Below are 24,704 nucleotides of genomic sequence, written 5' to 3' on the forward strand. Positions count from 1 at the left end.
TGAGTTTCAAGGAGTTTTCCGTTTCGACTGCGCCGGAAGTGGGGCGAATTATAGGCCTCCAGAATCTGCCGTCAACCTCTATTTTCATAAATCTGTCATATCGGTCAAAAAAGCCCTGAAACGCAAAGGCCGACCTTAAAAGGTCGGCCTTCTTTGCACTGCCCTTCTACTTACAAGCTAGGGAAAGCGAATTGCGAAGCCTCATGGCTCGCACGCTGCGGCCAGCGCTGGGTGATCGCCTTGCGACGCGTGTAGAAGCGCACGCCATCCGGACCATAGGCATGCAGGTCGCCGAACAGCGAACGCTTCCAGCCACCGAAGCTGTGGTAAGCCACCGGCACTGGCAGCGGTACGTTGACACCGACCATGCCGACTTCAATCTCGTCGCAGAACAGACGCGCCGCTTCACCGTCACGGGTGAAGATGCAGGTGCCGTTGCCGTATTCGTGATCGTTGATCAGTTGCATTGCCTCTTCCAGGCTATTCACCCGAACGACGCACAGCACCGGCCCGAAGATCTCTTCTTTATAGATGCGCATCTCAGGGGTGACGTTGTCGAACAGGCAGCCACCTAGGAAGAAGCCTTCCTCATGACCTGGCACGCTCAGGCCACGACCATCGACCACCAGGGTCGCGCCCGCCGCCACGCCGTCTTCGACATAACCGCTGACCTTGTCGCGCGCCTGACCGGTGACCAGCGGCCCCATGTCCAGACCACACGAAGTACCGGCACCGATTTTCAGCGCCTTGATCTGTGGAACCAGTTTGGCCACCAGTGCGTCCGCGACCTGATCGCCCACACACACGGCTACCGAGATCGCCATGCAGCGCTCGCCGCAGGAACCGTAAGCCGCGCCCATCAGTGCGCTGACCGCGTTGTCCAGATCCGCATCCGGCATCAGCACCGCGTGGTTCTTCGCGCCGCCCAGAGCCTGCACGCGTTTGCCGCGCTTGGTGCCTTCGGAATAGATGTATTCGGCAATCGGCGTCGAACCCACGAAGCTCAGCGCTTTGACTTCCGGCGCTTCGATCAGCGCGTCCACCGCAGTCTTGTCACCATGCACGACACTCAGCACGCCTTTCGGCAGGCCGGCTTCCAGCAGCAGTTGAGCGATCAGCAGGGTCGAGCTTGGATCACGCTCGGACGGCTTGAGGATGAAGCAGTTACCGCAAACGATCGCCAACGGATACATCCACAGCGGCACCATCGCCGGGAAGTTGAACGGCGTGATGCCGGCCACCACGCCCAGCGGCTGGAAGTCAGACCAGGCATCAATGTTTGGGCCGACGTTGCGGCTGTACTCGCCCTTGAGAATTTCCGGCGCTGCGCAGGCGAACTCGACGTTCTCGATACCACGCTTCAGCTCACCGGCAGCATCTTCCAGCGTCTTGCCATGTTCTTCACTGATCAATTGCGAGATGCGCGCTTCGTTCTGCTCCAGCAGCTGCTTGAAGCGGAACATCACCTGGGCGCGTTTGGCCGGTGGCGTGTTGCGCCAGGCCGGGAACGCAGCCTTGGCGGCATCGATGGCGTGCTGGATGGTTTCGCGGCTGGCCAGCGGCAGCTTGTGGATAGCCTGACCGGTGGAAGGGTTGAACACATCAACTGCGCGACCGTTCTCGGTCACCAGTTCGCCATTGATCAAATGCGGGATAACGCTCATCGGGGAACTCCTGAATTCTTGTGCGCAGACGCCCGCGAGGGGCGCCTGCTATTGGCGTATCTATATAGAAGGAAAAATCAGTCGAGCTTGTTCAGCACTTCGCCGACCGCGTCGAACAGACGATCAAGGTCTTGCGGTTTGCTGTTGAAGGTAGGGCCGAACTGCAGGGTGTCGCCGCCGAAGCGCACGTAGAACCCGGCTTTCCACAACGCCATACCGGCTTCGAACGGACGCACGATAGCGTCGCCGTCACGGCCCGCGATCTGAATCGCGCCGGCCAGGCCGTAGTTGCGGATGTCGATGACGTTCTTCGCACCTTTCAGACCATGCAGGGCATTTTCGAAATGCGGTGCAACTTCAGCCACGCTCTGCACCAGGTTTTCCTTTTGCAGCAGGTCGAGTGCCGCCAGGCCAGCGGCGCAAGCCACCGGGTGCGCGGAATAGGTATAGCCGTGCGGGAATTCCACGGCGTATTCCGGGGTCGGCTGGTTCATGAAGGTCTGGTAGATCTCGGAGCTGGCAATCACCGCGCCCATCGGGATCGCGCCGTTGGTGACTTGCTTGGCGATGCACATCAGGTCCGGGGTCACGCCAAAGGTATCGGCACCGAACATGTTGCCGGTACGGCCGAAACCGGTGATCACTTCGTCGAACACCAGCAGGATGTTGTGCTGATCGCAGATCTCGCGCAGGCGCTTGAGGTAGCCCTGTGGTGGAACCAGCACGCCAGCCGAACCGGCCAGCGGCTCAACGAACACCGCAGCAATGTTCGAAGCATCGTGCAGTTCGATCAGCTTCAGCAGCTCATCGGCCAGGGCGATACCACCCTGCTCCGGCATGCCACGGGAGAAGGCATTGCTCGCCAGCAAAGTGTGCGGCAAGTGATCGACATCCATCATCGCCTGACCGAACAGCTTGCGGTTACCGTTGACGCCGCCGAGGCTGGTGCCGGCGATGTTCACACCGTGGTAGCCACGGGCGCGGCCGATCATTTTGGTCTTGGTCGACTGGCCTTTCAGGCGCCAGTAGGCGCGGACCATTTTCACCGCGGTATCGGCGCACTCGGAACCGGAGTCAGTGAAGAACACGTGATTCAGGTTGCCCGGAGTCAGCTCGGTGATTTTCTCGGCCAGCTGGAACGACAGCGGGTGACCGTACTGGAAGCCCGGCGAGTAATCGAGGGTGCCCAACTGTTTGGCCACCGCTTCCTGGATTTCCTTGCGGGTATGCCCGGCGCCGCAGGTCCACAGACCGGACAGCGAGTCGTACACCTTGCGGCCCTTGTCGTCGATCAGCCAGCTGCCTTCGGCACCGACGATCAGACGCGGGTCGCGCTGGAAGTTGCGGTTGGCGGTGTACGGCATCCAGTGCGCGTCCAGCTTGAGTTGGCTGGCCAGTGGCGACGACGCGTTTTCAGGCATGTTCATCGGGCAAAACCTCGCAGGGCAATAAGCTTCAGGGAGATAGAAAGCGTTGTTGCAGCTAAATTGCCACGGGGATAAAGTCGGTGAAATCCAACTTTTCTAACCTTCAGTTAGAACACTGCTAAACAATGAGAACAACAACATGAGCAGCCGCCGCCCCGATCCACTGGCCCAGGTCAGTGACTTTGACATTCGCCTGCTACGGATTTTTCGCAGTGTGGTCGAGTGCGGCGGCTTCTCCGCAGCGGAAACCGTGCTCGGCATCGGTCGCTCGGCGATCAGCCAGCAAATGAGCGATCTCGAACAACGCCTGGGCCTGCGTCTGTGCCAACGCGGCCGCGCCGGTTTCTCCCTGACCGAAGAAGGTCGCGAGGTCTATCAATCGGCGCTGCAGCTTTTAAGTGCGCTGGAAAGTTTCCGCACCGAGGTCAACGGCCTGCACCAGCACTTGCGCGGCGAGCTGATCATCGGTCTGACCGACAACCTCGTCACCCTGCCCCACATGCGCATCACCCACGCGCTCGCGCAGTTGAAAGAGCGCGGGCCGGACGTGCAGATCCAGATCCGCATGATCGCACCCAACGAAGTCGAACAAGGCGTGCTCGACGGCCGCCTGCACGTCGGCGTGGTGCCGCAGGCCAGTGCGCTGTCGGGATTGGAATATCAGCCGCTGTACAGCGAACGCTCGCTGCTTTATTGCGCGGTCGGCCATCCGTTGTTTTATGTCGATGACAAGCAACTGGACGACGAACGCCTGAACAGCCAGGACGCCATCGCCCCGACTTTCCGTTTGCCGGCGGAGATCCAGGCGCACTATCAGGCCCTCAATTGCACGGCCAGCGCTTCCGACCGGGAGGGCATGGCATTCCTGATTCTGACCGGGCGTTACATCGGCTATCTGCCGGATCATTACGCCAGCCTCTGGGTGCAACAGGGGCGGCTGCGCGCGCTCAAGGCCAACACGCGTTTCTATGATTTGAGCCTCGCCTCGGTCACCCGCAAAGGCCGGCGTCCGCATCTGGTGCTGGAAAGTTTTCTCGAAAGCCTCGCAGCCACGCGCTGACGACCGGGGTTTTATTCGCCCGGGGCTTGTCGCAGGCCGATGGTTGCGCTATCAACGCAACTGGTTGCACCCCACAGACAAACCCGGAAGTGCCTATGACCTTTGAAGTCCCCGCTCACGGCGGCAAACCTGCCAGCCGCATTCGTCAGAAGAACGAAGAGACCATCATCAAAGCCGCCGAAGACGAGTTCGCCCGTCACGGATTCAAAGGCACCAGCATGAACACCATCGCCACCAAGGCCGGGTTACCCAAGGCGAATCTGCATTACTACTTCACCAACAAGCTCGGGTTGTACGTGGCGGTGCTGAGCAACATCCTCGAGCTGTGGGACAGCACCTTCAACACCCTGACCGCCGAGGACGATCCGGCCGAAGCCCTGACCCGCTACATTCGCGCGAAAATGGAGTTTTCCCGCCGTCAGCCGCAAGCGTCGCGGATCTTTGCGATGGAAGTGATCAGCGGCGGTGAATGCCTGACCGAGTATTTCAACCAGGACTACCGCGCCTGGTTCCAGGGCCGGGCCGCGGTGTTCCAGGCGTGGATCGATGCCGGCAAGATGGACCCGGTGGATCCGGTGCACCTGATTTTCCTGTTGTGGGGCAGCACGCAGCATTACGCCGACTTCGCCACACAGATCTGCCGAGTGAGCGGTCGCAGCAAATTGACCAAACAGGACATGGACGACGCTGGCACCAACCTGATCCGCATCATTCTCAAAGGCTGCGGCCTCACTCCTTCTCTATAAGACGTTTATGCCTTTCACCCTCAGCGACTTTTGCGAATTCCGCGAAGAGATTCGCAAAAGCCGTTTCATCACCTTCGCCGCACCGATCGGCAGCCCTGCCGACGCGCAAACCTTCATCGAGCAGCACAGCGACTTGAACGCGTCGCACAATTGCTGGGCATGGAAACTCGGTGATCAGTACCGTAGCAACGACGACGGCGAACCGGGCGGCACGGCCGGACGGCCGATTCTCGCGGCCATCGAAGCGCAGGATTGCGATCAGGTCGCAGTACTGGTGATCCGCTGGTACGGCGGCATTCAACTGGGCACCGGCGGATTGGCCCGGGCCTATGGCGGCGGGGCCAACAAGTGCCTGCAAGCCGCCGCGAAAGTCGAACTGATCAGCCGTGTGCCCCTGCGTTGTGCCTGCGGGTTTTCCGAGCTGGCGCTGGTGAAATTGCGAGTGGCGGATCTCGGCGGTCTGGTGGTGGAGGAAAACTTCACCGCCAACGGCGTCGAATTACAGTTGGCAGTGGGGGAAGCGCAGATCCCGTTGCTGCAAAACCAACTGGCCGATCTCAGCCGTGGACGCATCCTGCTCCAGCGCTGAACACCTGCAATATTTCGGGGCACGACACGATTCGCTTATTCCACCGAGTTGCCCACATCAGCTGTGCACCCGACTGTGGATAACCTGAGCACACACCGCTGTAACCCTTCTGTCACGTGGCTTTGCGCGTTTTGTTCACTTTTCGCCCAAACCACGTGAAAAAAGTTTAATTCCAAGCAAAAACAATCAGTTAGATCTGTTTATCGCCATTGGGAGATAGCACCGATGCGCTTATGCCAAGGTTTTCCGATTGCGCACAAATACTGTGGAGCAACCTGTGGATAACCCGTTCATGACTCCCTTAGCCGCAGGTGCTGCTTGGCTCCGGCGGGATTGCTCGTTTTTTAACCAGATTTTCACGAACAAAACTGGAGCCTGATCAACGGCTTTGCGCTCAATTGGTGCTGCCCATCCGGGCAATTTTGCATTCGATGCTCTACGCAAAGGGTCGCCGGGCAAGGGCCTGACGGGTTCCTGACTCAATGGCCAGGAAATTGCTTTATCCACAGGCACAACTCCAAGCAAGCCGAGCCTGTCATGCCCAACGCCACGCCCACCCCGCGCCTGCAACTGCGCCGCATCAGCAAACGTTATCCCGGTTGTCTGGCCAACGATGCCATCGATCTGAGCATCGCCCCCGGTGAAATCCACGCCCTGCTGGGTGAAAACGGCGCGGGTAAAAGCACGCTGATGAAGATCATCTACGGCGTCACCCAGGCCGACTCGGGTGAAATGCTCTGGCAAGGGCAACCGGTGAACATGCGCAACCCGGCCCAGGCCCGGCAGTTGGGCATCGGCATGGTGTTCCAGCATTTCTCCCTGTTCGAAACCCTGACCGTGGCGCAGAACATTGCGCTGGCAATGGGCCCGGCGGCCGGGACGCCGAAACAGCTTGAACCGAAAATCCGTGAGGTGTCCCGCCGTTATGGCATGGCGCTGGAACCGGAGCGACTTGTCCACAGTCTGTCGATCGGCGAGCGCCAGCGAGTGGAGATCGTCCGTTGCCTGATGCAGGACATTCGCCTACTGATTCTCGACGAACCCACCTCGGTGCTCACGCCGCAGGAGGCCGAGGAACTGTTCATCACCCTGCGTCGGCTCGCGGCCGAGGGCTGCAGCATTCTGTTCATCAGCCACAAGCTCGGCGAGGTGCGTGCCTTGTGCCACAGCGCCACGGTTCTGCGCGGCGGCCGGGTGGCCGGGCAATGCGTACCGGCCGAATGTTCCGACCGAGAGTTGGCGCAACTGATGGTCGGCGAGTCGGCGGCATTGATCAGCGAGTATCCGAAAGCCAGTGGCGGCGCGACATTTTTGCAGGTCAGCGGATTGAACTGGCACAACCCCGATCCGTTCGGCTGTTCGTTGATCGACATCGACTTGCAAGTACGCAGCGGTGAAATCGTCGGCATCGCCGGTGTGGCGGGCAACGGTCAGGATGAATTGCTGGCACTGCTGAGCGGCGAGCAAATCCTGCCCCGCGATGCAGCGCAAACCATCTGTTTCCGAGAACGCGCCGTCGCCGATCTACGTCCGGAGGCGCGACGCAAACTCGGCCTGGCTTTCGTCCCCGCCGAACGCCTCGGGCACGGCGCGGTCCCGGAGTTGAGCCTGGCGGACAACGCCCTGCTCACAGCCTTTCAACAAGGACTGGTCAGCCACGGGTTGATCGAGCGCAACAAAGTCGAATCCCTCGCCGAGTTGATCATCCAGCGCTTCGGCGTGAAAACCCCGGACACCCAAACCAGCGCCCGCAGCCTGTCCGGCGGCAACCTGCAGAAATTCATCCTCGGTCGGGAAATTCTTCAGCAACCGAAACTGCTGATCGCGGCGCACCCGACCTGGGGCGTGGACGTCGGCGCGGCGGCCGTGATCCATCGCGCCCTGATCGCCCTGCGCGACGCCGGCGCGGCGATCCTGGTGATTTCCGAAGACCTCGACGAACTGTTCCAGATCAGCGACCGCCTCGGCGCGCTCTGCGGCGGGCGGATGTCGGCGCTGCAAGACACGGTGCAAACCCGAATCAGCGATGTCGGTGGCTGGATGGCCGGCCAGTTCCACAGCCCTCAACCACAACCCGCCACGGTTTAACGGAGTTTCCCATGCTGCTTTCCCTCGAACCCCGTGGCCGGCAATCGCGCCTGATGCTGTGGTGCTCGCCGCTGTTGGCGGCGGTGCTGACCCTCGGTTGTGGCTCGCTGCTGTTCATCGCCCTCGGTCATGATCCGCTGCAAACCTTGCACACCTTGCTGATCGCGCCGGTCAGCGACTTGTATGGCGTCTCCGAATTATTGGTCAAGGCGTTGCCGATCCTGCTCTGTGCCCTCGGTCTGGCGGTGGCCTATCAGGCGCGAATCTGGAACATCGGCGCCGAAGGTCAATTGTTGCTCGGTGCGTTGGCCGGCAGTGCGCTGGCGGTGAACATCATCGATATGCAGAGCCGTTGGGCCTTGGTGCTGATCCTGCTCACCGGCACATTCGCCGGCGCCGCGTGGGCCGGGCTAACCGCCTGGTTGCGCACGCGCTTCAACGCCAACGAAATCCTCACCAGTATCATGCTCAATTACATTGCGCTGAACCTGCTGCTGTTCTGCGTCCACGGACCGTTGAAGGACCCGGCCGGGTACAACTTTCCCGAGTCGGCGATGTTCGGCGACGCCAGCCGCCTGCCGTTGTTGATGGAGGATGGTCGGGTTCACGCCGGGGTGTATTTCGCCCTGCTCGCGCTGGTGGCGGTGTGGGTGTTGTTGCAGAAAAGCTTCGTCGGCTTCCAGATCAAAGTGCTCGGGCTGGATAAACGCGCGGCGGGGTTCGCCGGGTTTCGCGAGAAGCGTCTGATCTGGCTCGCACTGCTGATCAGCGGAGGATTGGCGGGACTTGCCGGGGTCTGCGAAGTCACCGGGCCGATTGGGCAACTGGTGCCGCAGGTCTCGCCGGGCTACGGCTATGCGGCGATCACCGTGGCGTTTCTCGGCAGGCTCAATCCCATCGGCATTCTGTTTTCCAGCCTGTTGATGGCGCTGCTGTACATCGGTGGCGAGAGCGCGCAGATGACGCTGAACCTGCCGCAGGCGATCACCCAGTTGTTCCAGGGAATGATGCTGTTTTTCCTGCTGGCCTGTGACGTGCTGATCCTCTACCGACCCCGTCTGAACCTGCGCTGGGCCCGACGCACTTCAACCACCGCCGTAACCGCCGGAGCGCTGTGATGGACATCGATCTGCTGAGCAATGTTTTCTACGCCATGGTGCGTTGCGGTACGCCACTGCTGCTGGTGGCGCTGGGTGAACTGATCTGCGAAAAGAGCGGCGTGCTCAACCTCGGGCAGGAAGGGATGATGCTGTTTGGTGCGGTGATCGGTTTCATCGTCGCGTTCAACAGCGGCAACCTGTGGCTGGGCGTGGTGTTGGCGATGCTTGCCGGGATGCTGTTGTCGTCGCTGTTTGCCCTGGTGGCGCTGGTGTTCAACGCCAATCAGGTGGCGACCGGGCTGGCGCTGACGATTTTTGGTGTGGGCCTGTCGACCTTTGTCGGCGCTGCGTGGGTTGGCAAACCGCTGGCCGGTTTCGAGCCGCTGGCGATTCCCTACCTGAGTGAAATCCCGCTGATCGGCCGCATGCTGTTTGCCCAGGATCTGCTGGTGTACCTGTCGTTTGCGCTGTTTGCGCTGGTGGCCTGGGTGATCGTGAAAAGCCGTGTCGGACTGATCATTCAAGCGGTCGGCGAGAATCCTGATGCGGCCAGTGCCATGGGCTTGCCGGTGCTGACCGTGCGCACACTGGCGGTGTTGTTCGGCGGGGCGATGGCCGGACTGGCCGGGGCTTATCTGTCGCTGGCGTACACGCCGATGTGGGCGGAAAACATGACGGCCGGGCGTGGCTGGATCGCGCTCGCGCTGGTGGTGTTCGCCAGTTGGCGGGTGTGGCGACTGTTGCTCGGGGCGTATCTGTTCGGACTCGCCAGCATCCTGCACCTGGTGGCGCAGGGGTTGGGGCTGGCGATTCCTTCAAGCTTGCTGGCGATGCTGCCGTATGTCGCAACCATTCTGGTGCTGGTGTTGTTGTCGCGGGATGCGGTGCGTACACGGTTGTACGCGCCGGTATCACTGGGACAGCCGTGGCAGGCCGGACATTAAGCCGTGACGGCCCGCGACAGCGACCGAACAGGCAACGCCTGAGCAATGCCCCACGCCACTTCGAGAACCAGGAAACCCACCACCAACGAACTGGCGCCGTGGGCCAGGGCATACGTCATCCACGCCGCGAACAGAAATCGCGTCACCGCGTCATAGCGCCCATAAACCGGCTGCGGATCACGAATCCGCAGCACCGACCACATGCACACCACCGAACCGAACAGATTCGCCATCAACAGATGCGCAGGTTCGAACGCCGGCAACTCACCGGGCAATTCCAGCGCCTGACTCAACGCCGTCAACACCCCATGCAACACAGCAAAACTCCATGGCGTGACAAACGCCACTGTCACGATCAAGTCATACCAGGCACTGCCGCGCACCAACTGTCGATACTGCGTTGAAGTCCACATCATCCTTGCTCCGAAAATTCAGGGAGCAATCACGGTAAAGCCTGGAGTATGCTCCAGGGTCAAACACTTTCGAGATGTCTTTGATGCGCATCGGTGAGCTGGCCCAGGCCTGCGATGTCAGCCGTGACACGCTGCGATTTTACGAGGAACGCGGATTGATCGCGGCGCAACGCAGCGCCAACGGTTATCGCGACTATCCGCCGGAAATGGTGCAACTGGTGCTCTACATCAAAACGGCGCAGCGTCTGGGCTTTACCCTTGGCGAGATCGGCAGCAGCGTTGGCGCGTTGTGGCAATCGCCAAACCCCGACACCACCGTCACGCAACTGCTGCAAGACAAACTCAAGCTGGTCGAAACCCGCATGGCTGAACTCGGTGAGCTGCGCCAGGAATTGCAGCATCGGCTCGGTCAACGTTGTCCATTGAACCCGTGATCTTTCAACTTTCAAGGAAAGCCAATCATGTCCGCACTGAATCCTGCCAAGCACGCACTGATCATCGGCGCCTCCCGGGGCCTGGGTCTGGGCCTGGTGAAAACCCTGCTGGCCGACGGCTGGCAAGTCACCGCCACCGTTCGCAATCCTTCGAACGCCGAGGCGCTGAAAGCACTGGGCAACGTGCAAGTCGAAAAACTCGACATGGACGACCAGCAAGCGGTGATAGCCCTGAGCCAGCAACTCAAGGGCGAGACCTTCGACCTGCTGTTCGTCAATGCCGGGGTCAAAGGCCCTGAAGTGCAGACGCCAGGCGGCGCGACGCTGGCGGAAGTCGGTCAGTTGTTCTTCACCAACGCCGTGGCGCCGATCAACCTGGCCCAGCGTTTTGTCGGGCAGATTCGCGACGGCAGCGGCGTGCTGGCGTTCATGAGTTCGGTGCTCGGCAGCGTGACCATGCCCGACGCGCCGGAACTGGCGCTGTACAAGGCCAGCAAAGCGGCGCTGAACTCGATGACCAACAGCTTCGTCACTCAGTTGGGCGATCAGAAACTGACTGTGCTGTCGCTGCATCCGGGCTGGGTGAAAACCGACATGGGCGGCGAAGGCGCCGACATTGACGTCGACACCAGCACCCGCGGCCTGGTGGATCAGGTGGACGCGTTTGCCGGCAAGGGCGGCCATCACTTTGTGAACTACAAGGGTGAAACCATTCCCTGGTAAACACTGGACCCTGTGGGGGCTCACTCCCACAGGATTATCCCGGTGTCTGGTCGGGTTGGGCTTGCCCGTCGCAACATTTTGTTCGAAACTCCGCACCTCGTCCTTCGCGGCGACCCTGGATCAGCAGACAGGGCAACACTGAGCTGGCAACCCTGAACCCAACTTTCAGAGGAGCCGGCCACAATGCCTGCGACCCGTATCTGGTTAAAAAATCCCCTCGCCATTTTCACGGCCAACGGTCTCGATGCCCGTGGCGGTCTGGTGCTGCAGGACGGTGTGATCACCGAAGTGCTCGACGCCGGCCAGCAACCGTCGACACCGTACAATGAAGTGTTCGACGCCCGTGAGCACGTGATCCTTCCGGGCCTGATCAACACCCATCACCACTTCTATCAAACCCTGACCCGCGCCTGGGCGCCGGTGGTCAATCAGCCGTTGTTCCCGTGGCTGAAAACTCTGTACCCGGTCTGGGCACGCCTGACGCCTGAAAAACTCGCCCTCGCCACCAAGGTCGCGCTGGCCGAGTTGCTGTTGTCGGGTTGCACCACCGCTGCCGACCACCATTACCTGTTCCCGGATGGCCTGGAAAACGCCATCGACGTGCAAGTCGAAACCGTGCGCGAACTGGGCATGCGCGCCATGCTCACCCGTGGTTCGATGAGCCTCGGCGAGAAGGACGGCGGCCTGCCTCCGCAGCAGACCGTGCAGGAAGGCCAGGTGATTCTCGACGACAGCCAGCGCCTGATTCACGAGTACCACGAACGTGGCGACGGTGCGCAAATCCAGATCGCCCTGGCGCCGTGCTCGCCGTTCTCGGTGACCCCGGAAATCATGTCCGCCAGCGCCGAGCTGGCAAACAAACTCGATGTGCGCCTGCACACTCACCTCGCCGAAACTCTCGACGAAGAGGATTTCTGCCTGCAACGCTTCGGCCTGCGCACCGTGGATTATCTGGACAGCGTCGGCTGGCTCGGCCCGCGCACGTGGCTGGCCCACGGCATCCACTTCAACCCCGACGAAATCGCCCGCCTCGGCGCAGCCGGCACCGGTATCTGCCATTGCCCGAGCTCGAACATGCGTCTGGCGTCCGGCATCTGCCCGAGCATCGACCTGACCGATGCCGGCGCGCTGTTCGGTCTCGGTGTGGATGGCTCGGCGTCCAACGATGCGTCGAACATGATCCTCGAAGCCCGCCAGGCCCTGTACATCCAGCGCCTGCGTTATGGCGCCGAGAAGATCACCCCGAAACGCGTGCTGGGTTGGGCGACCAAGGGCTCGGCGAGTCTGTTGGGTCGTACCGACATCGGCGAACTGGCGGTTGGCAAGCAGGCGGACCTGGCGTTGTTCAAGCTGGATGAACTGCGCTTCTCCGGCAGTCATGACCCGATTTCGGCATTGCTGTTGTGCGGCGCGGACCGCGCGGATCGCGTGATGGTCGGCGGCAAGTGGCGCGTGGTTGACGGGCAGGTTGAAGGGCTGGATCTCAAAGGCCTGATTGCCGATCACAGCCAGGCGGCTCGACAGTTGATCGCCGGCACCTGATTCTCCTTCTGATCGTTCCCACGTCGAGGCGTCGAACCGTCCGCGTGGGAACGATCAATCACAACCCCAGCAGCGACAACATGATGAACGTCGCAAACAACACAAAATGGGTCATGCCCTCAATGGCATTCGTCTCCCCGTCATTGAGGTTGATCGCGCTGACGATCAGCGTGATGAAGATCATCACGGTCTGCACCGGGGTCATCGCCATCTGAAACGGCTGACCGGTGTAGAGCGCCATCGCTTCCATCACCGGCACCGTCAGGATCACTGTCGACAACGACGCGCCCATCGCAATGTTGACCACCGACTGCATGCGATTGGCCAGCGCCGCGCGCAACGCGGTCAGGATCTCCGGCGCCGCCGAAATCGCCGCCACCAGAATCGCCGTGATCACCGGCGGTGCGCCCGTCCCTTCCAGACCCAGATCGAGGGTCTTGGACATCACCTCGGCCAGTGCGCCGATCACCACCACACCAAACACCAGAATGCCGATCGACAGCGCCAGGCTGACCGGTTTCGGCTCCTGCTCCACCGGCTCTTTCTTGCGGCGTTTATCCGGGTAGCTGTAGCTGAAAAAGTAGCTGTGCGGGCCGACCTGCATGCGCAGGAACAACGTATAAAGCACCACCATCGCGCCGATGGTGAACGCCGAATAGATTTTCCAGTCGGCCTCGGGAATGAACTCCGGCACCACCATCGACACACCCATGGCGGTAAGAATCATCACGCTGTAACTGCGGGCCGAATCATCGTTGTAGGACTGCTCGCCATGCTTGATCCCGCCCATCAATGCGGCGAGACCGAGGATGCCGTTGATGTCGAGCATGACCGCCGAATAGATCGTGTCGCGCACCAGGGTCGGCGAGGCTTCGTTGCTCATCATGATCGCCAGGATCACCACTTCCACCAGCACGGCGGCGAGGGTCAGGATCATCGTGCCGTACGGGTCGCCGACTTTTTCCGCGAGCAATTCGGCCTGATGGGCGACGCGCATCGAGGCGGCGACGATGAACGCGATCAACACCAGCCCGCCGGTCAAGGCGACGACCTGGCCACTGTGCAGCAACCAGTGTTCCAGCGGATACGCCACGAGAGCAGCGATCAGGGCCAGCAGCAGAAAGCTTTCTTGCTTGAGGATCGTGAGCATGGCGGGCCTGCGGGCGCTGGGGACGAATGAGTGACTGACTGCGGGGCGGCGCTAATGGTTCGTTACACCTTAGCGCACCACGGAATGGCAGCCGGTTCGGCAGGTGCACTTTATTGGCCTTGGCGGCCTCATCGCGAGCAAGCACGCTCCCACGGGTGATCGTGCTCCCATGTGGGAGCGAGCTTGCTCGCGAAGGCCTCGCCGCGATTTCGACTCGATTTGTTGTCCGTTTGGTCAGCCTTTTGCATTGCCCTCCCCACACACAACAAAAGGGAGTTCGCGTTCATGCAAAAACGTCCACTGCAAACACTGCTGTGTATCGCCATGGGCCTTGGCCTCAGCCTGAGCGCCAGTGCCGCCGACCCACTGAAAGTCGGCTTCGTCTACATCGGCCCCATCGGCGACCACGGCTGGACGTATCAGCATGAACAGGGGCGCAAGGCGCTGGCGGAAAAACTCGGCACGCAGATCACCACCAACTACGTGGAGAACGTCGCCGAAGGCGCCGATGCCGAACGGGTGATCCGCAACATGGCCAAGGACAACTACGACCTGATCTTCACCACCTCTTTCGGCTACATGAACCCGACAGTGAAGGTCGCCAAACAGTTTCCCAAGGTGACCTTCGAACACGCCACCGGCTACAAGCAGGACAAGAACCTCGGCACCTATCTGGCGCGCACCTACGAGGGCCGTTACGTCGGTGGCTTCCTCGCGGCGAAGATGACCAAGACCAAGAAGATTGGCTATGTCGCCTCGTTCCCGATCCCGGAAGTGATCCGCGATATCAACGCCATCCAGCTAGCCCTGAACAAGTACAACCCCGGCACCGAAATCAAAGTGGTGTGGGTCAATTCGTGGTTCGATCCGGGTAAAGAGGCCGACGCCGCCAATGCGCTGATCGATCAGGGCGTGGACGTGGTGTTCCAGCACACCGACAGCCCGGCACCGATTCAGGCCGCCGAACGGCGCGGCGTCTATGCCGTGGGCTACGCTTCGGACATGGCGCACTTCGGCCCGAAAGCGGTGCTGACTTCGATCGTCAACGACTGGGCACCGCACTACATTCAGGCGACCCAGAGCGTGATCGATCACAACTGGAAATCCCAGGACTACTGGGGCGGGTTGAAGGAAGGCACGGTCGAACTGCCGATCAGCGATCTGGTGCCGGCGCCGGTGAAGGCCGAAGCCGAGCAGATCATCGCTGACATCAAGAGCGGCACCTTGCAACCGTTCACCGGGCCGATCAAGGATCAGGCCGGGGTCGAGAAAATCCCGGCGGGTGTGAGCGCGACCAATGTGGAACTGGCGTCGATGAACTACTACGTCGAAGGCATGAAGGCCGAGATGCCGAAGTAATCCACCTGACCCTGAGCGTTCCCACGTCGAGGCGTCGAACCGTCCGCGTGGGAACAATCGATAAAGAGCATTCGAAATGAACCAGCTTCCGATCATCGACATCTCGCCGCTCTACGCCGACGACCAGAACGCCTGGTCCGCCGTCGCCGAACAAATCGACCACGCCTGCCGCGAATGGGGTTTCTTCTACATCAAGGGGCATCCGATTTCAGCGCAGCGCATCGACGCCCTGCTCGACCACGCCCGGCACTTCTTCGCATTGCCGGCAGCGGAAAAACTCAAGATCGACATCACCCAGACCGCCCATCATCGCGGCTATGGTGCCATCGCCACTGAACAGCTCGACCCGGACAAACCCAGCGATCTGAAGGAAACCTTCGACATGGGCCTGCACTTGCCGGCCGATCATCCCGACGTGCTGGCGGAAAAACCCTTGCGCGGCCCCAACCGTCATCCGGCCATTGCCGGTTGGGAAACGCTGATGGAGCAGCACTACCTCGACATGCAGGCCCTCGCACAAACCCTGCTGCGAGCCATGACCCTGGCACTGTGCATCGAGCGCGACTTCTTCGACACACGCTTCAACGAGCCGGTCAGCGTACTGCGGATGATCCATTACCCGCCGCGTCACACCGCCAGTTCCGCGGAACAGCAGGGGGCCGGTGCGCATACCGATTACGGCTGTATCACTCTGCTGTATCAGGACGCGGCCGGCGGCTTGCAGGTGAGAAACGTAAAAGGCCAGTGGATCGACGCACCGCCCATCGACGGCACGTTCGTGGTCAACCTCGGCGACATGATGGCGCGCTGGAGCAACGACCGTTATCGCTCGACTCCGCACCGGGTGATCAGCCCGTTAGGCGTTGATCGCTATTCGATGCCGTTCTTCGCCGAACCGCATCCGGACACCCGCATCGAATGCCTGCCCGGTTGCCAGGACGACCGACATCCAGCGAAATATCCGACCACCACCTGCGCCGAATTCCTGCTGTCACGCTTCGCCGATACCTACGCCTACCGACGAGAGCAGGAAGCGGTGTGATGGATCGGTTGGTCAGGTTTTGCCAATTGTTTCGGCGCGCATCTGTAGAATGCCGTCATTGCACCTGATGAGAAAAGAATATGTACGACTGGCTCAACGCCCTGCCCAAGGCCGAACTGCACCTGCACCTCGAAGGCTCGCTGGAGCCCGAGCTGCTGTTCGCCCTGGCCGAACGCAACAAGATCGCCCTGCCGTGGAGCGACGTCGAGACCCTGCGCAAGGCTTACGCCTTCAACAACCTGCAGGAATTCCTCGACCTGTATTACCAGGGCGCCGACGTGCTGCGCACTTCCCAGGATTTCTACGACCTGACCTGGGCCTACCTGCTGCGCTGCAAAGAACAGAACGTGATCCACACCGAACCGTTCTTCGATCCGCAGACCCACACCGACCGTGGCATCCCGTTCGAAGTGGTGCTCAACGGCATCGCCGCCGCGCTGAAGGATGGCGAGCAGCAACTGGGCATCACCAGCGGTTTGATCCTGAGCTTCCTGCGCCACCTGAGCGAAGACGAAGCGCAGAAAACCCTCGACCAAGCACTGCCGTTCCGTGATGCGTTTGTCGCGGTAGGTCTGGACAGTTCCGAGATGGGTCACCCGCCGAGCAAGTTCCAGCGCGTGTTCGACCGTGCCCGTCACGAAGGCTTCCTGACCGTCGCCCACGCCGGCGAAGAAGGCCCGCCGGAGTACATCTGGGAAGCCATCGACCTGCTGAAAATCCAGCGTATCGACCATGGCGTTCGCGCCATCGAAGACGAGCGCCTGATGCAGCGGATCATCGACGAGCAGATCCCGCTGACCGTGTGCCCGCTGTCGAACACCAAACTCTGCGTGTTCGATCACATGTCCCAGCACAACATCCTCGACATGCTCGAGCGCGGCGTGAAGGTCACGGTGAACTCCGATGACCCGGCGTACTTCGGGGGTTATGTCACCGAAAACTTCCATGCCTTGCACGAACATCTGGGCATGACCCAGGATCAGGCCAAACGCCTGGCACAAAACAGCCTGGATGCGCGGTTGGTAAAACCGTAACAGCACAAAGCCGTTCGAACACGCCCGTGTTCGAACGGCTTTTCAGGTCTCAGCGCACAACCGCTTCAGTCAACTCTTCCAGCGTCTTGCCCCGGGTCTCCATCCCGAACAGCCACACCACCCCCGCCGCAATCGCAAAGCACAACGCCCCCAACGCAAACACCCCGCCCTGCCCGGTGATCGGGAACACCAGCCCGGTGACCAACGGCCCGAGCAGCGATCCCACGCGCCCGATGGCCGAGGCGAAACCCGAGCCCGTCGCCCGCGCCGAGGTCGGGTACAACTCGGGCGTGTAGGTGTAGAGCACCGCCCACATGCCGAACAGGAAAAACTGCATCAACAGACCCGTGCCGATCAGCAGCCCGACATTGCCGCCGAACACCGCACTCTGGCCGTACAGAAACGCCATCACCCCGCCGCCCAGCAACGTGACGATGCACATTGGCTTACGCCCCCAGCGCTCCACCAGCCACGCCGCCATCAGAAACCCGGGAATCCCGCCCAGGGAGATCAGCACCGTGTAATACACCGACTGAGTGACCGCGAACCCCGACTGTTGCAGCAACGCGCTGAGCCAGGACGTCAGTCCGTAGAACCCGAGCAATGCAAAGAACCACAGGCTCCAGAGCATCATCGTGCGCTGGCGGTACAGCGGCGACCAGATCTGGCCGAGGGCCGACAGGAAGTTGCCCGGAGGCGTGATCACCCGAGGCAGGCGAACCGGCTCCGGCAACGCAGCCCCGCCAAGCGACGCCCGCACCCGGTCCTCAATGGCGCACAGCACCTTGTCCGCCGCGTCATGCTTGCCCGCCTGTTCCAGCCAGCGTGGTGACTCGGGAATAAAAAAGCGGATCGCCAATACAAATACCGCAGGCACCGCCAACACCAGAAAGATGTCGCGCCAGCCAATCAGCGGCAGCAGGAAATACGACAGCACCCCGGCAGCAACAAAGCCCAGCGGCCAGAAGCCGTCCATCAAGGCGATGTAGCGCCCGCGACGCCGGGCCGGTATCAGCTCCGACAGCATCGACTGGGCAATCGGAAACTCCATGCCCATGCCGATCCCCAGCAGGATGCGGAACAGGGTCAGACTCTCGACCGTTTGCGCCGTAGAGCACAGGTAACTGGCCACACCCCACAACACGATGCTCCACTGAAACACCGGTTTACGGCCGAAACGATCAGCCAGCAATCCGGACAGCGATGCGCCCAGCACCATGCCGAAAAAACTCGAACTGGCGAGCAGCCCGGCTTCGGCGCTGCTCAGGCCGAATTCGGTTTTGATCGAGCCGAGCAGGAAGGTCATCATCGCCAGATCCATGGAGTCGAAGAAAAACGCCAGGGCGATGATGATGAATATGATCCGGTGATAACCGCTGACCGGCAGGCGTTCCAGTCGATCTGCCGCGCTGAAGTTTCCCGTGTCCATGCCACCTCCTCCATCCGAAATGTCTGCGGATCGAGTGTGCGCGATAGCCGTTCAGCCTTTGTGCCAGATGCGACCTGTTCGCAGTCGTAGGCGACGCCAGTCATCCGGACAATGGTGCGAAGCGCTCTACAATGCCATTTCCAGCTCGGTTTCCTGGGCGAATCGATGAATTTCTCGCTGTCCCGCCGCCGTCAGTTGCAGGGCGCGGGAGTCGTTGGGCAGCATCAACCAGCCGGACTGCATGAACAGCTGCAACAACGCCGCCCCCAGCGAACCGCCCATGTGCGGGCGTCGCTCGCTCCAGTCCGGGCACGCGCAAGCCACCTGAACATTGCGATGAGCCAGCGCCTGGATGAAGACCCCGCGACTGGCCAACTGTGTCGAGCCCTTGTGGGTGACGACCACCCGATGTTCAAGCTGTTCGATCCACCCGGCATCGAGCAGACGCTGGTACAGGTCGGCCGCCAGCGTACCGCCCAGATGATCGTCGCAAAAACGCGCACGCAGCAGGGAAGACGGCGCGGCCTGTGGTCTGGCGATGGGTGTGGCGCGCTTGAACACGTCGGGAACCTCCCGCGGCGCGCTGGCAAGCGTGGCGCTGGCCAGGGCCTCGATGGCCGCGCCGACTTCCGGAGCCGCCAGGCGAAAGAAGCGCTTGCGCCCGCGAGCCTCGACCTTCAACAGACCGCCCGTGGACAAGCGCCCCAGATGCGCGCTGGCCGACGAGGGCGACAGCCCCGCCAACAGAGCCAGTTCCTCGGTCTGCCGGGCCGAGCCATCCATCAACGCCCACATCATTGCGCTGCGTTTGGGATCGGCCAGCAACGTGGCGATCTGGCTGATGCAAGGTGCATGTTCCATGTATTCACTCCCTGTTGAATCGTATCGTCTACTGCTCAGAGACATCTTGACCAGTAATCAGTCGTCGGCCAAGCCGCGCAAAACGCCTTGATCCGAGGCAAGGCAACACACTGCCACCCGGCATTCGCAGTAATTGATGCAACCCTCACCGCTGCCCGGTCAGTGTCGGTCCGAGCGAGCCTGTTCCCGCGTGCCGGTGCAGGCTTCAGGCGGTCGCTAGTATAAGCGGGTTGCTCGCGGCGTCCTGCGCCGGAGCGGGTACGGCTGGTGATTGTTCCTGACAGAAATTTCGCTATTTACCTGCGACTAATGATCAACCTGCGGAAAAACGGGAAATCGGCTACTCAGTTCGGCGCAACGGCTGGCGAGCATCTCCCTCAACAGGTTCACCGGCTTACTCAATTGTGCGCGATGGGCGCACAGCAGATTCAGCGGAGCCCGCTCGCAGAGCAGGCCGGGCAGCAGCACTTTCAATCGCCCGGCGAGCACATCGTCGGCCACATCCAGCCAGGATTTGTAGGCGATGCCCGCCCCCGCGACGGCCCATAACCGCACCACGTCGGCGTCATCGCTGAAGCGGTCGCCACTGACGGTCAGGCTGACTTCGCGTTTGCCGTCATGAAAACTCCAGTGGTCATGCACCCGACTGCCCAGCATGTACAACAGGCAATTGTGCTGCGCGAGCTGTTCCAGCTGAGTCGGCTCGCCGTGTTTCGCCAGATAGCCGGGAGAGGCACACAGCACCCGCCGGTTCTGCGCAGCGATGGGCAATGCGACCAGACTGGAATCCTCCGGTTCGCCATAACGCAGGGCGATGTCCACCGGTTGGCGAAACAGGTCGGCAATGCGATCGCCCAGCAACAGGCGCACCGTCAATTTCGGGTGTTCACGCTGAAACTCATCAAGCCACGGCAACAGCAGGTTGCGGCCGAAATCCGACGGTGCCGACAGTTGCAGAATCCCGCTGACCTGGTCCTGACCGCTGGCCAGCAGACGACGGCCTTCATCCAGGTTGCTCAGCGCCGCCCGGGCGTATTCGAGGAAGCCTTCGCCCTCGGAGGTCAGGCGCAAACTGCGGGTGGAACGCGCCAGCAACCGTGCCCCGAGTTGTTGCTCGATACGCTTGAGCGCCGCACTGGCCACGGCGGCGGACATGTCCATCACCCGTGCCGCCGCCGACAGACTGCCCAGATCCGCCGCCCGGACAAACAACTGCAAGTCATCGAAACGCAGCATTTCAGCCTCGATTATCAAAAAAATATTGAAAGAGACTGCTCTTTTAGCCGGTTTTATCTCGCGTAGAAATAGCCAATCATGCCTCCCATCGAATTCATCCCGTTCCGGAGTCGAACATGTCCCAGCCCTTCACCGCCATCGCCACCCTGATCGCCAAACCTGGCCAGCAGGACGCCCTCGAACAACATCTGCGCGCATTGATCGAACCGACCCGCGCGGAAGCCGGTTGCGGCCAATACGACCTGCACCAGGACATGGCCAACCCGCTGGCCTTCTACATGATCGAGCAGTGGGCCAGTGACGAAGCCCTGCAGGCCCACGACGACAGTGCGCATATCCAGCATTTCCGGGCGCAGGCCGCAGGCTTCCTCGAACACTTCGAGCTCAAGCGCCTGCGCGCCATCGCCTGAATCCTTCCTTCAAGCACCTTTCGGAGTCATCCATGAAAGCCATCGCCTATTACGCATCGCTGCCGATCAGCGACGAAAAATCCCTGCAAGACATCGAACTGCCGGAGCCGGTGGCCGGCCCACACGACCTGTTGGTCGAAGTCAAAGCGATCTCGGTCAACCCGGTCGACACCAAGGTTCGCCAGAACGTCGCACCAGAAGGTGGCGCCGCCAAAGTGCTGGGCTGGGATGTGGCCGGCGTGGTCAAGTCGGTCGGCAGTGAAGTGACGTTGTTCAAGGCCGGCGACAAGGTCTTCTACGCCGGCTCCATCGCCCGGGCTGGTGGCAACAGCGAACTGCACGTGGTGGATGAGCGGATCGTCGGCCATATGCCGAAAACCCTTGGTTTCGCCGAAGCCGCCGCCCTGCCGCTGACCGCCATTACGGCGTGGGAACTGTTGTTCGAACGCCTGCAGATCCGCGAAGGCAACACCGACGAAGGCCAGAGCCTGTTGATCGTCGGCGCGGCCGGTGGCGTGGGCTCGATCCTCACCCAACTGGCCAGCCAGTTGACCGGGCTCAAAGTGATCGGCACTGCCTCCCGCCCGCAAACCCGTGACTGGGTAAGTGAGCTGGGCGCCGACGTGGTGATCGATCACAGCCAGCCGTTGAGCGAAGAGCTGAAACACGCCGGCCTCGGCCACGTGACCCACGTCGCCAGCCTGACCCAGACCGACCAGCATCTGGACCAACTGGTCGAGGCCCTGGCGCCGCAAGGCAAACTGGCGCTGATCGATGATCCGAAGTCGCTGGACGTCACCAAGCTCAAGCGCAAGAGCCTGTCACTGCACTGGGAGTTCATGTACACCCGCTCGCTGTTCGAAACGCCGGACATGATCGAGCAGCACAAACTGCTCAACCGAGTGGCCGAGCTGATCGATGCCGGGACGTTGAAGACCACGGTGGGCGAGCACTTCGGCACGATCAACGCGAGCAATCTGCGCCGAGCCCATGAATTGCTGGAAAGCGGCAAGGCCAAGGGAAAAATTGTTTTAGAAAGTTTCTAAAACTTCGGAGGCCGCAGCCTTCGTCAGTGCCAGAAGTGGCTGACTCGGGGGCTGCGGTCGCTTTTTGCCGTCAGTCAGATGCTTGACCCTTGTCACAATTGCGATCGTATTCGGGTCTACAATCGAAACCTCTGCGATGCAATCTTTTACGTCCGGGAGGTCAGCAATGAAGATCCTGATAAAAGAAGTGGCAAAGTCCCAGTGGCAAGTTCGTCTCGACCAGCACGCCGTGACATTCCGCAGTGAGGCCGAAGCTCGGGCCTTCACCCGCACCCTCGAAGCGCGTCTGTACGCGCCCCATCAGATTCCCGACCTCGGCCAGCAACGCGCTGTCGGCTGAGTTCCTCCGTTCAGACTTCGGCCTGCGCCTTTGCCAGCGCCCGGGCATTCTGTATGCGCCGGGTAAGCATTGCCGCGCTGACCACCAAAAGACCGCACAGGCTGATGACCATGGCCATCGGCACGGCGGTGCCATCGTGCAAAACCCCCACCAGCGCCGAAGCCCCGGCGGCGACGCTGAACTGCATGCTGCCGAGCAATGCTGACGCACTGCCGGCGCGAGCGCCCTGCCCGTTCATCGCACTCGCCGCCGCATTGGGGCTGATGCAACCAAGACTCGCCACGCAAATGAACAATGGAATCAGCAGCGGCCACAGTGCCTCGGTGTGCATCGAGCTGACCGCAAGCAGCGTCAGCCCGGCGCCGAAGTAAACCCACACTGCCCGTGACAGCAGAAACGCCGGGCCGCGCTTGGCCAACAGTCGCGCATTGACCTGCGCCACCAGAATGAAGCCCGCCGCGTTGGTGCCGAACAGCCAGCCGAAATGCTCGGCCGGGACGCCATACAGTTTGATGAAAATGAAAGGCGAGCCGGCAATGTAGGCAAACATCCCGGCAATCGCGATGCCGCCGGTCAGGGCATGGCCCATGTAGACCGGGTCGGTCAGCAGTCGACCGTACTGACGCAGAGCACCGGACAGTGGCTGGCGCGGAACATGGGCCGGCAGACTTTCCGGCAGGCCGAGGGCCACCGCCAGGCCGGCCAGGGCACTGAACCCGGTCAGCACCAGGAAGATCGACTGCCAACCCGTCGTATTGACCAGCAGACCGCCGAGCATCGGCGCCAGGATTGGCGCCAGCCCCATCACCAGCATCAATTGCGAAAAGACTTTCGCCGAGCCCACAGCGTCACATTTGTCAGCGACCACCGCCCGGGAAATCACCATCCCGGCGCATCCACCCAGTGCCTGAACGAACCGCGCACCGATCAGCCACTCCAGATTCGGTGCATAGGCGCAGGCCACTGACGCCAGCGTGAACAGCGTCAGCCCCACCAGCAGCGGAATCCGTCGGCCAAAGCGATCCGCCACCGGCCCGTAAGCCAGTTGACCGATGGACAGGCCAAAGAAATAAGCCGACAGCGTCAGCTGGACGTGTTTCTCATCGGTGCCGAACGCCAGCGCCATGGTGGGAAACGCGGGTAGATAGAAGTCGATCGCCAACGGACCGAAAGCGGTCAAGGCACCGAGAATCAGAAGGGTACGGAAGTTCATCAGGCGTCCAGGTTCGGCAGGCAGTTGGGCGAGCACTTTAGTAGAGAGTGCAGCCCGACAGTCTAGCCGCGCGAGGACGCCTTGAACATTCCGGTAGCTCGCTAACTATTAAAAAGATCAGGCGAGTTTGATGACATAACCTTCTTCGCTGATCGCCTCGATCACCTGCTCGGTGCTCAACGCACTTTCGACGCCGACTTCCTTCGCTGCCAGATCGACCCGCACGCTGGCCGCTGGATCCTTGCTCTGCACCGCTTGCGTGACGGCTTTGACGCAGTGACCGCAGGACATGCCTTCAACAGTGAACACTTGCATGGAATGACTCCTTTGAGTGAGGTTGCCGGCAGTTTCGAGCTTGCCACGATGGCAAGGTCAAGTTCTGCAAAAAACTGCCGGGCTGGCAATCGGCGCCGCGCTCGGCCAAGCTGCGTGCATCAATGACATAAATTCAGGAGATTCAGCCATGCGCTGGTCAGCTTTCAGCCTGTTTGGCTTACTCAGCCTCTTTGCCGCGATCCCTTCGGTGCATGCCGCCGGGGAAGATTTCGGGGTGCTGATCATTTCCCGCGAGCGCCTGGAAGTCGCGACCTCCTGCGAGATCGGCGTGTACATCCAGGATCAACTGTCGGCGCGACTGTTCCAGGAACAGAGCACCTCGTTCAACCTGCCGCCGGGCAATGTCTCGCTGCGCCTGAAACTGCTGCCGGGGCAAATGCCGGGCTGCAACCCGGGCATGCTCGCGCCGGGCTCGCAGGAGATCAAACTGCATGCCGGCGACATTCTGAAGTTCCGGATTGCGATGAATGCGGAAGGCATGTACCTCAAGCGCACCGACCTCGGTTACTGAGTCACCC

At 61.2% G+C, this 24,704-nt stretch carries 25 protein-coding genes; 16 read left to right on the top strand and 9 right to left on the bottom strand.

What is annotated here, in order from left to right; genetic code table 11:
* Positions 1-170: 170 nt before the first annotated feature.
* Together AC1RMX_RS06710 and aptA are read right to left on the bottom strand one after the other, a co-directional pair.
* Positions 171-1,664, bottom strand: a complete 1,494-nt coding sequence (locus AC1RMX_RS06710) for a CoA-acylating methylmalonate-semialdehyde dehydrogenase (protein ID WP_096819678.1) — start codon at positions 1,662-1,664, stop codon at positions 171-173.
* Between the two features lie 77 nt (positions 1,665-1,741).
* Positions 1,742-3,091, bottom strand: a complete 1,350-nt coding sequence (aptA, locus tag AC1RMX_RS06715) for an omega-aminotransferase AptA (protein ID WP_493071183.1) — start codon at positions 3,089-3,091, stop codon at positions 1,742-1,744.
* A 139-nt stretch (positions 3,092-3,230) separates the two neighbouring features.
* Between aptA and AC1RMX_RS06720 the strand changes: the two genes are divergently transcribed.
* The 6 genes from AC1RMX_RS06720 (at position 3,231) to AC1RMX_RS06745 (ending at position 9,618) form a co-directional block, all read left to right on the top strand.
* Positions 3,231-4,151: a LysR family transcriptional regulator gene (locus AC1RMX_RS06720; protein WP_192559700.1), complete on the top strand. Its 921-nt coding sequence runs from the start codon at positions 3,231-3,233 to the stop codon at positions 4,149-4,151.
* 95 nt (positions 4,152-4,246) lie between these two features.
* Complete coding sequence (locus tag AC1RMX_RS06725) at positions 4,247-4,897, top strand: TetR/AcrR family transcriptional regulator (RefSeq protein WP_096819681.1); 651 nt, start codon at positions 4,247-4,249, stop codon at positions 4,895-4,897.
* Positions 4,898-4,904: 7 nt separating this feature from the next.
* The gene (locus AC1RMX_RS06730; protein ID WP_096819682.1) at positions 4,905-5,486 is read left to right on the top strand and encodes an IMPACT family protein; all 582 of its coding nucleotides are present in this window, start codon (positions 4,905-4,907) and stop codon (positions 5,484-5,486) included.
* Positions 5,487-6,023: 537 nt separating this feature from the next.
* The gene (locus AC1RMX_RS06735) at positions 6,024-7,574 is read left to right on the top strand and encodes an ABC transporter ATP-binding protein (RefSeq protein WP_096819683.1); all 1,551 of its coding nucleotides are present in this window, start codon (positions 6,024-6,026) and stop codon (positions 7,572-7,574) included.
* 11 nt (positions 7,575-7,585) lie between these two features.
* The gene (locus AC1RMX_RS06740; RefSeq protein ID WP_096819684.1) at positions 7,586-8,692 is read left to right on the top strand and encodes an ABC transporter permease; all 1,107 of its coding nucleotides are present in this window, start codon (positions 7,586-7,588) and stop codon (positions 8,690-8,692) included.
* The gene (locus tag AC1RMX_RS06745; RefSeq protein ID WP_096819685.1) at positions 8,692-9,618 is read left to right on the top strand and encodes an ABC transporter permease; all 927 of its coding nucleotides are present in this window, start codon (positions 8,692-8,694) and stop codon (positions 9,616-9,618) included. Before AC1RMX_RS06740 ends, AC1RMX_RS06745 begins: the two co-directional genes overlap by 1 nt.
* Here AC1RMX_RS06745 and AC1RMX_RS06750 read toward each other — a convergent pair.
* Positions 9,615-10,031, bottom strand: a complete 417-nt coding sequence (locus AC1RMX_RS06750) for a hypothetical protein (RefSeq protein ID WP_493071613.1) — start codon at positions 10,029-10,031, stop codon at positions 9,615-9,617. The genes AC1RMX_RS06745 and AC1RMX_RS06750 overlap by 4 nt on opposite strands.
* Before the next feature lie 83 nt (positions 10,032-10,114).
* On the opposite strand from AC1RMX_RS06750, the gene AC1RMX_RS06755 reads away from it, so the two are divergent.
* The 3 genes from AC1RMX_RS06755 to AC1RMX_RS06765 all read left to right on the top strand — a co-directional run bounded on the left by AC1RMX_RS06755 (position 10,115) and on the right by AC1RMX_RS06765 (position 12,730).
* Positions 10,115-10,465 (top strand): MerR family transcriptional regulator, encoded by a 351-nt coding sequence (locus AC1RMX_RS06755; protein WP_064593282.1) that lies wholly within the window; start codon positions 10,115-10,117, stop codon positions 10,463-10,465.
* A gap of 36 nt (positions 10,466-10,501) precedes the next feature.
* Complete coding sequence (locus AC1RMX_RS06760; protein WP_493071615.1) at positions 10,502-11,188, top strand: SDR family oxidoreductase; 687 nt, start codon at positions 10,502-10,504, stop codon at positions 11,186-11,188.
* Positions 11,189-11,371: 183 nt separating this feature from the next.
* Entirely contained in the window at positions 11,372-12,730 is a 1,359-nt protein-coding gene (locus tag AC1RMX_RS06765; RefSeq protein WP_493071187.1) for an 8-oxoguanine deaminase, read from the top strand.
* Positions 12,731-12,788: 58 nt separating this feature from the next.
* Here the strand turns inward: AC1RMX_RS06765 and AC1RMX_RS06770 are convergent, their stop codons facing one another.
* A complete protein-coding gene (locus tag AC1RMX_RS06770) occupies positions 12,789-13,880 on the bottom strand; it encodes a calcium:cation antiporter (RefSeq protein ID WP_102622760.1) in 1,092 nt (363 codons plus the stop codon).
* A gap of 285 nt (positions 13,881-14,165) precedes the next feature.
* Between AC1RMX_RS06770 and AC1RMX_RS06775 the strand changes: the two genes are divergently transcribed.
* The 3 genes from AC1RMX_RS06775 to AC1RMX_RS06785 all read left to right on the top strand — a co-directional run bounded on the left by AC1RMX_RS06775 (position 14,166) and on the right by AC1RMX_RS06785 (position 17,315).
* Entirely contained in the window at positions 14,166-15,239 is a 1,074-nt protein-coding gene (locus AC1RMX_RS06775) for a BMP family ABC transporter substrate-binding protein (protein ID WP_192559694.1), read from the top strand.
* 76 nt (positions 15,240-15,315) lie between these two features.
* On the top strand, positions 15,316-16,281 hold the full coding sequence (locus tag AC1RMX_RS06780) for a 2-oxoglutarate and iron-dependent oxygenase domain-containing protein (RefSeq protein ID WP_493071189.1): 966 nt from the start codon (positions 15,316-15,318) through the stop codon (positions 16,279-16,281).
* Between the two features lie 80 nt (positions 16,282-16,361).
* Positions 16,362-17,315 (top strand): adenosine deaminase, encoded by a 954-nt coding sequence (locus tag AC1RMX_RS06785; protein ID WP_011332312.1) that lies wholly within the window; start codon positions 16,362-16,364, stop codon positions 17,313-17,315.
* Positions 17,316-17,364: 49 nt separating this feature from the next.
* Here the strand turns inward: AC1RMX_RS06785 and AC1RMX_RS06790 are convergent, their stop codons facing one another.
* The 3 genes from AC1RMX_RS06790 to vimR form a co-directional block, all read right to left on the bottom strand.
* Complete coding sequence (locus AC1RMX_RS06790) at positions 17,365-18,744, bottom strand: MFS transporter (RefSeq protein WP_493071191.1); 1,380 nt, start codon at positions 18,742-18,744, stop codon at positions 17,365-17,367.
* Positions 18,745-18,870: 126 nt separating this feature from the next.
* Entirely contained in the window at positions 18,871-19,605 is a 735-nt protein-coding gene (locus AC1RMX_RS06795) for an ArsR/SmtB family transcription factor (RefSeq protein ID WP_493071193.1), read from the bottom strand.
* A gap of 306 nt (positions 19,606-19,911) precedes the next feature.
* Entirely contained in the window at positions 19,912-20,841 is a 930-nt protein-coding gene (gene vimR / locus AC1RMX_RS06800) for a transcription regulator VimR (RefSeq protein WP_096819696.1), read from the bottom strand.
* 116 nt (positions 20,842-20,957) lie between these two features.
* Between vimR and AC1RMX_RS06805 the strand changes: the two genes are divergently transcribed.
* The 3 genes from AC1RMX_RS06805 to AC1RMX_RS06815 all read left to right on the top strand — a co-directional run bounded on the left by AC1RMX_RS06805 (position 20,958) and on the right by AC1RMX_RS06815 (position 22,637).
* A complete protein-coding gene (locus AC1RMX_RS06805; protein ID WP_493071196.1) occupies positions 20,958-21,251 on the top strand; it encodes a putative quinol monooxygenase in 294 nt (97 codons plus the stop codon).
* Between the two features lie 32 nt (positions 21,252-21,283).
* Positions 21,284-22,297: a zinc-binding alcohol dehydrogenase family protein gene (locus AC1RMX_RS06810; RefSeq protein WP_493071198.1), complete on the top strand. Its 1,014-nt coding sequence runs from the start codon at positions 21,284-21,286 to the stop codon at positions 22,295-22,297.
* A gap of 166 nt (positions 22,298-22,463) precedes the next feature.
* The gene (locus AC1RMX_RS06815; protein ID WP_173861408.1) at positions 22,464-22,637 is read left to right on the top strand and encodes a hypothetical protein; all 174 of its coding nucleotides are present in this window, start codon (positions 22,464-22,466) and stop codon (positions 22,635-22,637) included.
* 10 nt (positions 22,638-22,647) lie between these two features.
* Here the strand turns inward: AC1RMX_RS06815 and AC1RMX_RS06820 are convergent, their stop codons facing one another.
* Together AC1RMX_RS06820 and AC1RMX_RS06825 are read right to left on the bottom strand one after the other, a co-directional pair.
* On the bottom strand, positions 22,648-23,850 hold the full coding sequence (locus AC1RMX_RS06820; RefSeq protein ID WP_493071200.1) for a multidrug effflux MFS transporter: 1,203 nt from the start codon (positions 23,848-23,850) through the stop codon (positions 22,648-22,650).
* A gap of 117 nt (positions 23,851-23,967) precedes the next feature.
* Complete coding sequence (locus AC1RMX_RS06825) at positions 23,968-24,165, bottom strand: cation transporter (RefSeq protein ID WP_493071202.1); 198 nt, start codon at positions 24,163-24,165, stop codon at positions 23,968-23,970.
* A gap of 148 nt (positions 24,166-24,313) precedes the next feature.
* Between AC1RMX_RS06825 and AC1RMX_RS06830 the strand changes: the two genes are divergently transcribed.
* Positions 24,314-24,697 carry a hypothetical protein gene (locus AC1RMX_RS06830; protein ID WP_493071204.1) on the top strand — a complete coding sequence of 128 codons (384 nt, stop codon included), beginning with the start codon at positions 24,314-24,316 and terminating at the stop codon, positions 24,695-24,697.
* Positions 24,698-24,704 lie beyond the last annotated feature (7 nt).

Source organism: Pseudomonas sp. GW822-FHT03F04 (genome assembly GCF_058801405.1).